At 66.3% G+C, this 12,848-nt stretch carries 12 protein-coding genes and 1 pseudogene; 5 read left to right on the plus strand and 8 right to left on the minus strand.

The window, feature by feature from the left end:
- Window positions 1-259, plus strand: a 259-nt coding sequence (locus VNS22_RS01540) for a hypothetical protein (protein WP_325728896.1), incomplete at its 5' end; no start/stop codon positions are given.
- Window positions 260-358: 99 nt separating this feature from the next.
- Window positions 359-509, plus strand: a pseudogene (locus VNS22_RS28690) (IS256 family transposase); the annotation flags it as partial.
- Between the two features lie 71 nt (window positions 510-580).
- On the opposite strand, the gene VNS22_RS01545 reads toward VNS22_RS28690, so the two are convergent.
- Both VNS22_RS01545 and VNS22_RS01550 read right to left on the minus strand, forming a co-directional pair.
- Complete coding sequence (locus VNS22_RS01545; protein ID WP_325728898.1) at window positions 581-1,378, minus strand: exodeoxyribonuclease III; 798 nt, start codon at window positions 1,376-1,378, stop codon at window positions 581-583.
- Window positions 1,379-1,413: 35 nt separating this feature from the next.
- The gene (locus tag VNS22_RS01550; protein ID WP_325728901.1) at window positions 1,414-2,043 is read right to left on the minus strand and encodes a DNA-3-methyladenine glycosylase I; all 630 of its coding nucleotides are present in this window, start codon (window positions 2,041-2,043) and stop codon (window positions 1,414-1,416) included.
- Between the two features lie 122 nt (window positions 2,044-2,165).
- On the opposite strand from VNS22_RS01550, the gene VNS22_RS01555 reads away from it, so the two are divergent.
- The 3 genes from VNS22_RS01555 (at window position 2,166) to VNS22_RS01565 (ending at window position 6,407) form a co-directional block, all read left to right on the plus strand.
- A complete protein-coding gene (locus VNS22_RS01555) occupies window positions 2,166-2,936 on the plus strand; it encodes an SDR family oxidoreductase (RefSeq protein ID WP_325728903.1) in 771 nt (256 codons plus the stop codon).
- Between the two features lie 295 nt (window positions 2,937-3,231).
- Entirely contained in the window at window positions 3,232-4,668 is a 1,437-nt protein-coding gene (locus VNS22_RS01560; protein ID WP_325728906.1) for a hypothetical protein, read from the plus strand.
- Window positions 4,669-4,949: 281 nt separating this feature from the next.
- Entirely contained in the window at window positions 4,950-6,407 is a 1,458-nt protein-coding gene (locus VNS22_RS01565) for a hypothetical protein (RefSeq protein ID WP_325728908.1), read from the plus strand.
- Window positions 6,408-6,489: 82 nt separating this feature from the next.
- Here VNS22_RS01565 and VNS22_RS01570 read toward each other — a convergent pair whose 3' ends face one another.
- The 6 genes from VNS22_RS01570 to VNS22_RS01595 form a co-directional block, all read right to left on the minus strand.
- Complete coding sequence (locus tag VNS22_RS01570; protein WP_325728909.1) at window positions 6,490-7,578, minus strand: ABC transporter ATP-binding protein; 1,089 nt, start codon at window positions 7,576-7,578, stop codon at window positions 6,490-6,492.
- Window positions 7,579-7,580: 2 nt separating this feature from the next.
- Entirely contained in the window at window positions 7,581-8,405 is an 825-nt protein-coding gene (locus VNS22_RS01575; RefSeq protein WP_325728910.1) for an ABC transporter permease, read from the minus strand.
- Entirely contained in the window at window positions 8,398-9,309 is a 912-nt protein-coding gene (locus VNS22_RS01580; protein WP_325728912.1) for an ABC transporter permease, read from the minus strand. The genes VNS22_RS01575 and VNS22_RS01580 overlap by 8 nt, the downstream gene beginning before the upstream one ends.
- Window positions 9,310-9,400: 91 nt before the next feature.
- Window positions 9,401-10,459, minus strand: coding sequence for a spermidine/putrescine ABC transporter substrate-binding protein (locus VNS22_RS01585; protein ID WP_325728914.1), 1,059 nt, complete (start codon window positions 10,457-10,459; stop codon window positions 9,401-9,403).
- A 128-nt stretch (window positions 10,460-10,587) separates the two neighbouring features.
- Window positions 10,588-11,670: a spermidine/putrescine ABC transporter substrate-binding protein gene (locus VNS22_RS01590; protein ID WP_325728916.1), complete on the minus strand. Its 1,083-nt coding sequence runs from the start codon at window positions 11,668-11,670 to the stop codon at window positions 10,588-10,590.
- Between the two features lie 56 nt (window positions 11,671-11,726).
- Window positions 11,727-12,821: a PHB depolymerase family esterase gene (locus VNS22_RS01595; RefSeq protein ID WP_325728918.1), complete on the minus strand. Its 1,095-nt coding sequence runs from the start codon at window positions 12,819-12,821 to the stop codon at window positions 11,727-11,729.
- Window positions 12,822-12,848: the final 27 nt, after the last annotated feature.

Genomic DNA, 12,848 nt, shown 5'->3' on the forward strand with positions numbered 1-12,848 from the left:
CTATCCCTATCTCTGGCCGCAATACCACGACTTCGCCTCCGACCCGGCGATCCGGCGCAAGCTGGTGGAGAAGGGCGTGTTCCTGACCCAGCTCGAGACGCTGAAGCGGCTGGGGGCGGACGGGGTCGTGATCTGGGGGACGCTCGGGGCGGAGGAGGCCGGGGAGCGGCGGGCCAGGTGGGCGGCGGACATGGACTGGTGGGTGGAGACCAAGCAGTTCATGGCGGCGGAGGGGTATCCAGAGTGTCTGGTCCGGTAGGCGGGGGGCACGGACCGGGCGGCGCGGCAGGAGACCCCGATTCGAGCTGCTGGCCGGCGCGTCGTGCCGATCGGCGGCGGCCATCCAGACCCGTGGGCCCATCTGCTCCGGCACCGCCTGGATTTTGTGTCGTACGAGGACCACGGGGCCGTGGCGGCAGCCCTCGAGGACATCTGCCGCGTGATGGACGTGACTGCCGGCAAAGCAGCGCTTGCCGGCTTCGACGAAGGCCTGTGGGCGCCGCTACCCCTATGATCGGCCAGAGCCGCTGTTCTCGCTATACGACCAGGGGCACAGGACAGGCCTGACGCCGGTTCCCCATCAAAGATCCAGCTCCACCGTCACCGGGACATGGTCGGAGGGTTGCTCCCAGCCGCGTGCTTCCCGCAAGATCGAGCCTCCGGCCAGCCGGTCCTTGATCGCCGGCGCCAGCCAGACATGGTCCAGCCGCCGGCCGCGGTCGCTCAGCGCCCAGTCGCGGTTGCGGTACGACCACCAGGAATACAGCTTCGCGGGCGGCGGGGTGAGCACGCGCAGGGCGTCGGTGAAGTCGTAGGCCCGCTGCAGCCGGAGCAGGGCCTCGACTTCCACCGGCGTGTGGGAGACGACGTTCAGGAGCTGCTTGTGGCTCCAGACGTCCTCCTCCAGGGGGGCTATGTTGAGGTCGCCCACCAGCACCATCGGATGGTCGCGCGCCTCCATCCCCTCCAGCCAGTGGGTCATCTCCGCCAGCATCTCCAGCTTGTGCCGGAACTTCGGGTTGATCTCGGGATCCGGGATGTCGCCGCCGGCCGGGACGTAGAAGTCGTGGATCTCCAGGCCGTTCTCCAGGGTGACGAAGCAGTGCCGGGCATGGTCGCTGCCGCACCAGACCCTGGTGCCCACCGAGCGGAACGGCCGCTTCGCCAGGATCGCCACGCCATGATAGGCCTTCTGGCCGAAGACGTGCTGGTGCTGGAAGCCCAGGGCAGCCAGCTCGGCCGTGGGAAAGCGCTCGGTCTCGATCTTGATCTCCTGCAGGCACAGGACGTCCGGATCGAGCATGGCCACGACCTGGCGGATCAGTTCCAGCCGGATCCGGATCGAGTTGACGTTCAGCGTGGTGATCCGCAGGGGCAAGATCGGCTCCAGGGTCTGGCGGGGAAGAGACTCGTTCAGCGCGGTCGGACGAAGGCCAGGCGCAGGGCCTCGCAGGCCGGGCGGCAGGTACAGCCTTCCAGATGGTCGTTGACCAGGCCGCAGGACTGCATGAACGCATACACGGTGGTGGGGCCCACGAAGCTCCAGCCGCGCCGGCGCAGCGCGTTGGACAGGGCGGTGGATTCCGGAGTCTTGCCCAGGGCCTTCAGGGTGGCGTGGTCGAAGCTCGTGGGCCGTGCTTCCGGCGGCGGCTCGAAGCGCCAGACGAACGCGGCCAGCGAGCCGGCCTCTGCGCGCAGCTCCAGATAGCGCCGGGCGTTGTTCAGCACCGATTCGATCTTGCCGCGATGGCGCACGATCCCGGCATCCTGGAGCAGGGCCTGGACCTCGGCCTCGCCGAACCCGGTCAGGGTCTCGGGATCGAAGCCACGGAAGGCCCGGCGGAAATTGTCGCGCTTGCGCAGGATCGTGTGCCAGGACAGGCCGGACTGGAAACCCTCCAGGCAGAGCTTCTCGAACAGGCGGATGTCGTCGGCCACCGGGCGGCCCCATTCGGTGTCGTGGTAGCGCCGGTAGTCGTCGTGGCCGCCATGCCACCAGCAGCTGGCCGTGCCGTCCGCATCGAAGCGCAGGCCCGTGGTCATCCGTCATCCCGCTGTCGCCAAGAGGCGCGCCAGACCTAACAGCTGCCGCCGACGGTTGCACCTCGAACCTCGGGGCGGCAGGGTCGGCACGCTGCCATGGCTGGCAGAAAGAGGGAGGCGGAATGTCCGAGTTCGTGAAAAGGTTCAGTCTGACCGGGCGCAAGGCACTGGTGACCGGCGCCAGCAAGGGGATCGGGGCGGCGACCTGCGCGGTGCTGGCCGATGCCGGTGCCGACATCGTCGCGGTCGGCCGCGATCAGGCCGGGCTGGACGAGGCCAGGGAAGCGGTGGAGCGGCTCGGCCGGCGCTGCCTGACGATCGTGGCCGATCTCGGCACGGTCGAGGGGCCGCGTCAGGCCTGTGCCCAAGCGCTGAAGGAATGGGGGACGATCGACATCCTGGTGAACAATGCCGGGATCGCGCGGGTGTTTCCCGCCCTGGAGCACAGCGTCGAGGACTGGGACGAGGTGATGGCGGTCAACCTGCGGGCCCCGTTCCTGTTCGCGCAGGCCCTGGCTCCGGCCATGATCGCGCAGCGCTGGGGCAAGATCATCAATGTCAGCTCGACCGCCGGCAAGGCGGCGGTGCTCGACCATGCCGCCTACTGCGCATCCAAGGCCGGCGTGAACATCCTGGGCCAGTGCCTGACGCTGGAGTGGGCCAAGCACAACATCCAGGTCAACGCGGTCTGCCCGACCGTCACGCTGACGCCGATGGGGCGCAAGGTCTGGGGGCCGCCGGAGAAGGGCGACCCGCAGAAGGCGAAGATCCCGATGGGCCGGTTCCTCGAGCCGATCGAGGTCGCGGACGCCATCCTGTTCCTCGCTTCCGACGCATCGAACATGATCACGGGCGAGACGATCGTGGTGGACGGCGGCTACCTGGCCGCCTGAGCCGCCCGGCTCCTGCTTCTCCTACCCTTTCGGCACGGCCGCATCCGATCTCCGGGGCGGCCGTGCGTGCTTACGAGCCTGTAATCTTCTCGCGGAACTCACCTCTGGATACATCCGACGAAGCGGGTGCCCAGACAAGCATTGGGCGGGCCTGCCGCTTGCCGGATGTTGCGCCGCAGCTTGATGAAGAATGCGTAATTTCCGGAAAATATATAGATAAATTTGGTAGCCATGCCATCTCGGTCTTGCGGGCGGCCGGTCCGCAAGATGACGTGCACAAGTCGGACAAAACGAGATGAGCTACTTCAGCGGCGCCCGGTGGAGCGCAGCCATCCTGCTCTTTGGGCTGACTGCGGCGACCGTCCTGTCGCCCCACGAGGCTGTGGCGGACAAGCTCAACGATCGAATCCTTCTGCACCGGGTGCCGTCTCGCGGAATGGAGTATGTCGCGACCTCACGAGCCGGTGCCTCGACTGCAGCCAAGTCCTCGCTGTCAACCAAGGTCAAGCTCAGAATCGACCTGGATGGCGATCCTCTGCTCAACGTCTATTCGAGCGTCCTGCCGCTGGACTACAATCGGAACGGAACTACCGAGTTCCTGCACTGGAACGGCCACCGGATCATGCGCCTCTACGGCCAGGCCGGTAACAAGCTGTGGCAGGTCACCAACAGCTCCGGGCGACGCCTGACCAACGCCTCCTACATTCACCGAGACGGCGCGGCCATCCTGGACCTGAACGGCGATGGCAAGGAAGACGTGCTTCATTGCTGGCAGTCGGGTTCACAGAAGCTCCTGATCGCGCGCAATGGCGTCAACGGCCAGGAGATCCGCCGCGTATCCGTGAGCGATCAGATCAATACCGAGACGTCCTGGTGCAAGATTTCCGTCTACCGGAAGCAGTCCGACAAACAACCCATCGTTCTACTGGCGGCACGTCAGTCTGGTGGCAGTGCCAAGTGCGATGGCAAGAACTACATTGATAACTGGACGCGCGTCATAGCCTACACCACAGGGCTCAAGCAGCTGTGGCAAACGGACATCTGCCATGCCGGCCATCAGTCAGCTGGCGTCGATGCGAACAATGACGGCTATCAGGAGTATTTCTTCATTGGCAAGTACGGACTCGACTTCAACGGCAAGATTCGCTGCAGCCTTAAGGGATGGTCGGCGAAGGACCATGTCGATGCCGTGCGTGTCGCCCGGCTGGACCCGAGTTCCTCCCGCATGGTGGCCGTGGCCGTAGGCGCGACCGGGGGCGGAGCCTTCGACGCCAGCAACTGCAAGTGGCTGTGGGGCTTCTCGAAGACCATCAAGAACCCTCAGGAACTGTCGATTGCCCAACTCGATCCGGCGCCCAAGCCCTTGTCGGTGACCGTCACGCAGCGCGGCTCGGAGCCGGATGCCAAGACCTACATTCTCAACGCCGACGGAAAGATCGTGCGCACGATCGGCGCGCGGATCATTCCGATGCAGAACGCCGAGCTGGACGGCAACGGGCGCACCGACGAGATCCTCGCCATGTTCGGTGAAGTATTCACCGGCACCGGCAAGCGGCTGCTGTCCAGGAACTGGTACTGGAACCTGAAAGGCAGCAAGGTGACGACCGTGCCGAGCTCCAACGTGTACGACCACTGGGCCGCGTTCCCGCTGCTGGTCGACGTGGACAAGGACGGCAAGGACGAGATGGTGGTGTGGGGGCAGAGCCTGATCGTCGCCGCCGAGATCCGCTGACGACGCCGCGCCGCCCGCTGCTTCGCGGGCGGCACCATGCATTTCCGCCTTGCCTCTCAGTAATCTTGGCGCTGCGGCATCGGTGACGCTTGCGGCGGCGTGTCCTCAGTCCTGGCGCGGAAGTTTTGGAGAAAGTCTTCCTGGTATCCGGTAAATTGCGGAATGAAAACTCGTTAATGTGGTGAGATATGGTGGATTGGCGGACATCGATCTTGCCACTTTCCCGAAAGCGGAAGATCAACCCTTCCCCAAGATCCGGTACGTGATCAGGAAAGACAGACATGAAGCTTCAGCGAGCCGCTGGTCGGCCACGCGTGTTTTCGATGATGGGGCTGGGCCTGCTGGCACTGCTGACGGCCACTACCGCCTGGCCGGAAACGGGGCAGGCGGCGGACCTGGAGCTCAAGCTCCGGGACCGGGTCCTGCTTCACCGCAATGCGCCGCGCGGCATGGAATACGTGCCCACATCCCGGGCGGGCTCGTCCGCGAAGGGCAAGAGCGCGCTGAAGGCCCAGGTCGTCCGCAAGATCAACCTGGATGGCAACGCCATCGACAACGCCTATTCCAGCCTCCTGCCGATCGATACCAACAACGATGGCAAGTACGGCTTCGTCCACTGGAACGGCCACCGCATCATGCGGGTCTACGATCCCGGCGGAAAGAAGCTCTGGCAGGTGACCAACGGCTCGGCGCGCCGGCAGGGCTCCGAGGCCTTCATCCATCGGGACACCGCCGCCATCCTGAACATGAACAGCGGTGGCAAGCCGGACATCCTCCACTGCTGGCAGAACGGCTCGAGCAAGGTCCTGGTCGCGCGTGAGGGGGCGACCGGCAAGGAGATCCGGCGGGTCACGCTGAGCGGGCAGAGCAATGGTCCGAAGGCCTACTGCCGGATCGCCGTCTACCGCAAGCAGTCGGACAAGAAGCCGATCATTCTCGTGGCTCATGAGCAGCCAGGCGGTAGCGCCAAATGCCACAAGAGGAACTGGGCGGACAACTGGACCCGAGTGGTCGCCTTTGACCAGAACCTGAAGAAGCTGTGGCATCGCGACACCTGTGACGCAGGTCATCAGACCGCGGGCATAGATGCCAACAACGATGGCTACCAGGAGTATTTCTTCGTCGGCAAGTATGCCCTCGACTTCAAGGGCAAGGTGCGCTGCACGCTGAGCGGCTGGCCTTCCGGCGACCATGTCGACGCCGTCCGGATCGCGAAGCTCAGCCCGAAGTCCTCGCAGATCACCGCTGTCGCAGTCGGCGCTACCGGCGGTGCGGCGTTCAATGCCAGCAACTGCAAGCGGCTCTGGAAAGCTCCGGTCAAGAATCCGCAGGAACTGGCGATCGCCCAGCTCGATCCGGCGCCCAAGGATCTCTCGATCACCATGACCCAGCGTGGGACCGAGAAGAACGCCAAGACCTATGTGCTCAACAAGAACGGCAAGGTAGTCCGCACGATCAGCCGCCGGATCCTGCCGATGCAGAACGCCCAGCTCGACGGCGACAAGCGCACCGACGAACTGGTCGCGATGTTCGGCGAGGTGTTCAACGGCAGCGGCAAGCCGATCCTCACCAAGGGCTGGTACTGGAACCTGAAGGGCAACAAGGTGAAGGAGAAGTCCAGCTCCAACGTCTATGACCGTTGGGTGGCCTTCCCGATCCTGTTCGACGTGGACAACGACAAGCGCGAAGAGATCGTGACCTGGGGGCAGAGCCTGATCGTGGTCGGCCGGCCGGGCTGATCCGCCGCTCGATCGCTGCTGCTCGATGCGGGGGGAGCTTCGGCTCCCCCCGCAGTCGTTTTTGGACAGATCCGGTTCGGGATCAGTCGCTCAGCACGATCCCGTCGGTCGGCTCGAACGCCACCCAGCAATCGGCGCCGGTGCGATACGGCTCGTCGCGCGAGCGCGACTGGTTGTGGCGCAGGACCACGACCCGTCCGGCCTGGCTGGTCTCCACGAACACCTGGCTGTTGTCGCCGAAATAGGCGACCTGCGCGACCTTGCCCGGCAGCCGCACCCAGCCGAGCTCCGGCTCCTCGCGATAGAGCCGCATCTTCTCGGGCCGGACCGCCAGCGCCACGTCCGAGGTGGGAGGATAGTCCCAGGGCACGTCGACAAGCCCGATCCCCTTGAGGTCGAGGCGGGCCTGGCCGCCATCCGCGGAGAGCATCCGCCCCTCGAACAGGTTCATCTCGCCGATGAAGTCCGCGACGAACCGGCAGTTCGGCTCCTCGTACAGGTCCCAGGGCGGCGCCACCTGCAAGACCTTGCCCCGGTTCATCACCGCGATCAGATCGGCCATCGACAGGGCCTCGTCCTGGTCGTGGGTGACGATCACGAAGCTGATCCCGACCTCCTGCTGCAGGCGGACCAGCTCCAGCTGCATGTCCTCGCGCAGCTTCTTGTCCAGCGCCGACAGGGGCTCGTCCAGGAGCAGGAGCTTCGGCTTCTTCACCAGCGCCCGGGCCAGCGCCACGCGCTGCCGCTGGCCGCCGGACAGCTTGTCCGGCTTGCGATCCGCAAAGCCGTCGAGCCGCACCATCTGGATGGCTTCCTCGACCCTGGGCTCGATCTCGCTCTTGGGCACGCCCGAGACCTTCAGGCCGTAGCCGACATTCTCGCGCACGGTCATGTGCGGGAACACGGCGTAGGACTGGAACACCATGTTGACCGGGCGCTTGTTCGGCGGGATTCCGGCCATGTCCTCGCCGTCGATCAGGATCCGGCCCGAAGTGGGATATTCGAAGCCGGCCAGCATGCGCAAAAGCGTGGTCTTGCCACAGCCCGAGGGGCCCAGCAGCGCGAAGAAGCTGTTGTTCGGTACGTCCAGCGTGACGCCGTCCACCGCCTTGAACGAGCCGAAGCTCTTCTCGATGTTCTCGAACCGGACGATCGGGACGCCGTTGCTCATGGTCAGCCGACGCCCTCCGAAGGTTTCTGGAACTTCAGCGCGATCACCGTCAAAAGGACGGTGAACAGGATCAGGATGGTCGAGGCGGCGTTCACCTCAGGGGTCACGCTCTGGCGGACCATCGAGTAGATCTTGACCGGGAAGGTGATCGTCTCGGGGCCGCTGGTGAAGAAGGTGATCACGAAGTCGTCCAGCGACAGCGTCATCGCCAGCAGCGCGCCCGCGATCAGCCCGGTCTTCATGTAGGGCAGGGTGACGTTCCAGAAGGTCTGCCACTCCGAAGCGCCCAGATCCTTGGACGCCTCCTCCAGCGAGCGGTCGAAGCCCTCCATGCGGGCGCGCACCACCACGGCCACGAACGGGAAGCTGAACACGACGTGGCCGATGATCACCTGGCTCAGGTTGAGCGGCCAGGGCAGGCCGGTGGGCCAGCCGATCCGGGCGTAGAACACCAGGAGCGAGACGCCCATGCAGATCTCGGGGATCACGATCGGCAGGGCGGAGACCCCGTCCAGCACCGGCTTGCCCGGGAAGCGGAAGCGGTAGAGGCCCAGCGCCAGGAGCCCACCCAGGATCACCGACAGGATCGTCGAGATCACCGCGATCATGATCGAGTTGGTGAAGGCCTCGATCAGCGAGGCGTTGTTGAGCGCCCGGCCGTACCAGTCGGTGGTGAATCCGGTCCAGACGATGTTGCGGCGCGACTGGTTGAAGGAGAAGGCGATCAGGATGACGATCGGCGCGTAGAGGAACACGAACACGGCGAGCAGCCACAGCCGCACCCAGCCGCGTCGGGTGAACTCCAGGGGCCCGATCGGATTACGCATCGGCCTTCTCCGCCCGTGCCGCGAACCAGGCGCGCAGGGCCAGTGCGATGAAGGTCAGGTAGAGCAGGAGGAACGACAGGGCCGAGCCCAGCGGCAGGTTGTTGGCCGCACGGAACTGTCGCTCGACCACGTTGCCGATCAGCTGGCTGTCCGGCCCGCCCAAAAGGTCGGAGATCAGGAAGGTGCCGAGTGCCGGGATGAACACCAGGATGATGCCGGACACGATGCCGGGCCTGGCCAGCCGGACGATGATCTCGAAGAAGGTCCGCACCTGGCTGGCGCCCAGGTCGAGCGACGCCTCGATCAGCGAGCGGTCGAGCTTCTCCAGGTTGGCGTAGAGCGGCAGGACCATGAAGGGCAGGTAGACATAGACGATGCCCAGGATCACCGCGGTGTTGTTGTAGAGCAGGGGCAGGGGCGCGAAGCGCTCGCCCATCAGCCCGTCCATGCCGACGGGTGTCAGCAGGTATTTCAGCCCCGTCCAGAGCAGGCCGATCCCGTCATTGACGAAGCCGTTCTGGCGCAGCATCGCGATCATCGCATAGGTGCGGATCAGCATGTTGGTCCAGAACGGCAGGATGACGAGCAGGAGCAGGACGTTCTTGTAACGCTCCGGCGCGAAGCAGATCGCCAGCGCCACCGGGAAGGCCACCACCAGGCAGATCGCGGTGGAGACCAATGCGATCAGGAAGGTCTTGAGGAAGAGCTGCAGATAGACCGGCTGCAGTGCTTCCCGATAGTTCTCGAGCGTCCAGGTCACCACGATGTCGACCGGACCCGCCCGCTCGCCCACCGCGAACAGCCAGATCCAGCCGAGCGGGAGGAGGAAGAACAGGAGCAGCCACAGCGTGCCTGGGCCGATGAAGGTCGCGAACACCCAGGGCTGCCGCCGCCAGTACTCCAAGCGCCGTCCTCGCTAGCGGGCCGGCGAGGCGGCCGGCCGGTTCGTCCCTGTCAGGTCCTGGTCCGAGTTGAAGAAGAGCCCTCGGGCGCCGTCAAGCCGCCAGCACCCGGGTCAGGACGTCCTCGAACAGCTTCTCCGCGGCCTCGCCGCGATAGGCCGGCGTTTCCGACTTCGCCAGCACGTCCGCCGGCGGATAGACCTGCGGGTCGTCGCGGGTCTCGGCCGGCAGGAGCTCGACCGCCGGCTGGTTCGGGATCGCGTACTGGATCTCCTCGGCGATCGCGGCATGGATCTCCGGGCGCAGCACGAAGTCGATGAAGGCATGGGCGGCGGTCGGATGCGGCGCACCCTTGGGGATGCACATGCAGTCGATGCCCAGCACGGTGCCCTCGCTCGGCACCGCGAAGTCGAGGTCGTCGTCCTCGGCCATGACCTGGCGCAGGTCGCCCATCCAGTCGACCGCGAGATCGACCTCGCCCGACAGGAGCAGGTCCTGCCCGGTGTCCGGGGCGAACATCTTGACCACGCCCCGCCGCTTCACCTCGAGCAGCAGCTTCTCCGCGGCCTCGAGATCGGCCGGGTCCTCCGTGTTCAGCGACTTGCCCAGCGACTTCAGGGCCGCCCGGACGAGATCGGTCTCGTTCGGCAGCGACACCCGGCCGACCGGCGCATCCGGGCCGAACACCGCCGACCAGGAGGTGGGCGGCTCGGCCACGGCCGACTTGCGGTAGCCGATCACCAGCAGGCTGTAGGTGTAGGGGGCACCGTATTTCAGCCCGGGGTCGTAGCTGGGATTGGCGAAGGCGGGTGCGATGTTCCTCAGGTTCGGCACCAGCGCGTGATCGAGCGGCATCAGCATGTCGCCCGCGACCATCCGCTCCACATAGTTGTTGGACGGAAAGATCACGTCGTAGCCGGGATTGCCCTCGCGCAGCTTGCCGAACAGCTCGTCGGAGGAGGCGTAGAGGTCGTAGCGGACGGCAATGCCGGTCGCGTCGGTGAACTCGGCCAGCGTGTCGCTGCCGATATAGGTGTCCCAGTTGTAGACGTTCACCTGGTCTTCCTGCGCGCGGGCGAAGCGCGACAGCGGCAGCAGGCCGGCGACGGCGAGCCCGCCTCCCAGAAGGCCACGGCGGCGCACAGGAATCATGGGGAACCTCCGAACCGAAAGCGGCTGCCTCGTCCGGCAGCGACATCCTCTGGACGAGCGCAGGATGGCCGCGCGCCGATGACAGGTCAAACCGTGGCGGCCCCGAGAGCGGTGGCCGCCATGTTCGCTCAGGCCGCGAGCACCCTGGTCAGCGCGTCCTCGTAGAGCTTCTCCACCTTCTCGCCCTTGTAGGTGGCGTACTCGCAGCGGGCGAGAGTCTCCTCCGCCGGGTAGATCGCGGGGTTGGTGCGATCGGCTTCCGGGATCAGGTCGAGGGCCGCCTGGTTGGGGCAGCCATAGCCGATCTCGGCGGCGATCGCGGCGTGGACCTCCGGCGTCAGGATGAAGTTGATGAAGGCATGGGCATTGTCCGGGTGCGGTGCGCCCTTCGGAATGACCATGTTGTCGGTCCAGAGCATGCTGCCTTCGACCGGGATGACATAGGCCAGGTCCTCGTCCTCCGCGGCGACCTGCAGGACGTCGCCGGACCATTCCAGGCAGGCATCGACCTCGCCGGACAGGAGCAGGTCCTGGCCGGTGTCGGGGGCAAAGCTCTTGATGCCGGGCTTGATCCTGATGAGGTAGTCGGCGGCGGCCGCGATCTCGCCCGGATCCTGGCTGTCCAGCGAGGCGCCGATGATCTTGAGCGCCATCCGCAGCGTGTCGGCATCCGACAGGAGCGAGAAGCGGCCCGCGACCGCCTCGTTCTCGGTCATGTCCTTCCAGGACTTTGGCGCCGTCTCGAACAGGCTCTTGCGGTAGCCGATCCCCTGCGTGCCCCAGAAATAGGGGGCACCCCATTTCAGGCCGGGATTGTAGGGCGCGTTGGCGAAGGCCGGGGTGATGAACTTGAGATTCGGGATCTTGGCCTGGTCGACCTCGATCAGCATCCCGGCCACGGCCATCCGCTCGACGATGTTGTTCGAGGGGAAGATCACGTCATAGCCGGGATTGCCCTCGCGCATCTTGCCGAACAGCTCGTCCGCGCTGGCGAACAGGTCGTAGCGCACCTTGATGCCGGTGGCCTCGGTGAACTCGACCACGGTCTCCGAGCCGATATAGGTGTCCCAGTTGTAGACGTTGACCTGGGCCTCTTCCGCAGCGTGCGCCAGCCGGCCGAGCGGTGCCACCGCCGCCATGCTGAGCGTGCTGCCGAGCAGATGACGGCGCGACAGAAACGGCATCGGGAACGGCTTGACGCGTCCGGTCATCGGACTTCTCCCCCCAGGCAGGCTGTCCGGAAACGTCGACGCGCCGCGACATCGTGTCAACGCGAGAACGCGGCGGGCCGGCTCAGGAAGAAGCGGACGAACTCGGCCGAAGCGTCCGGGCCCAGGGGATCGGTGTAGGATCCCGCTTCGCTGCCGCCGGACCAGGCATGGCCAGCACCACGGATCGCCCAGTGCTCGTGCACCACCTGGCCGGCGCCATCACGGTAGAGGGTGCGGGCATAGTCGTGCCCGCCCGGGACCCGGCCCTGCTCGACCTCCGCAGGCTCGGCCGGACCCAGCGCGCGCAGCTGGTCGAGCACCGCCTTGGCGTTGCGCGGATGGACCGTGCCGTCCTGGGTCCCGTGGAACAGGATGGTCGGCACCGGCCGCATGGCTTTCGGCCGCCTTCCTGCTGCCCGGCCCTCCCGCATGGCGGCAAAGGCCGACGCCATGTCCTGCGCAGCCCCGAACGGCAGGCCGGAATGGACGCCCACGGCGGCGAACAGCTCGGGATGGAGCAGGCCCGCGGCCAGCGCCGCGGCACCGCCCGCGGACAGGCCGGCGACGAAGATCCGCGTGGGGTCGACCGGGTAGCCGCGCATGACCTCCGCCACGATCCCGGCGATGATGGCCGGCTCGCCCTGCTCCTTCTGCTGGTGGCCAGGCTCGAACCAGTTCCAGCAGCAGGACGGGTTGGCCGTGGCCGGCTGCTCGGGATAGGCCACCAGCAGGCCGTGGCGCTCCGCCTGCAGGTTCATCCGCGTGCCGGCGGCGAAGTCGCTGGCATCCTGGGTGCAGCCATGCAGCATCACCACGAGCGGCAGTGGTGCGGCGGCACAGCAGGACGGCACGTAGAGCCGATAGTCCCGGCTGCCATGCGGACCCTGGAAGTGCCGTTGGGGGAAGGCCGCGCCATCCGGCAGCGGCTCCATTTCGGCCGGAACGGGGCGAGCAGCACCGAGCCCCCGGCGCAGCTTGGCGCCGAGCCTGCCGAAGTCGAGCGTCGCCAGGTCCGGCAGGACCGGACCGGCTTCCGGCAGGTCAGGCGATTCGCTGCCGGATGCGCGCAGGCAGGCGGTCGCCTCGGCAGGCCGGCCGGCACGGATCAGGCGCATGGCATGGGCCATGCGATCGGCAAGGGGATTGCTCATCCGATGGGGGACTTTCCTGGAACAGGA

The organism is Geminicoccus sp. (genome assembly GCF_035556675.1).
Taxonomy (GTDB): domain Bacteria; phylum Pseudomonadota; class Alphaproteobacteria; order Geminicoccales; family Geminicoccaceae; genus Geminicoccus.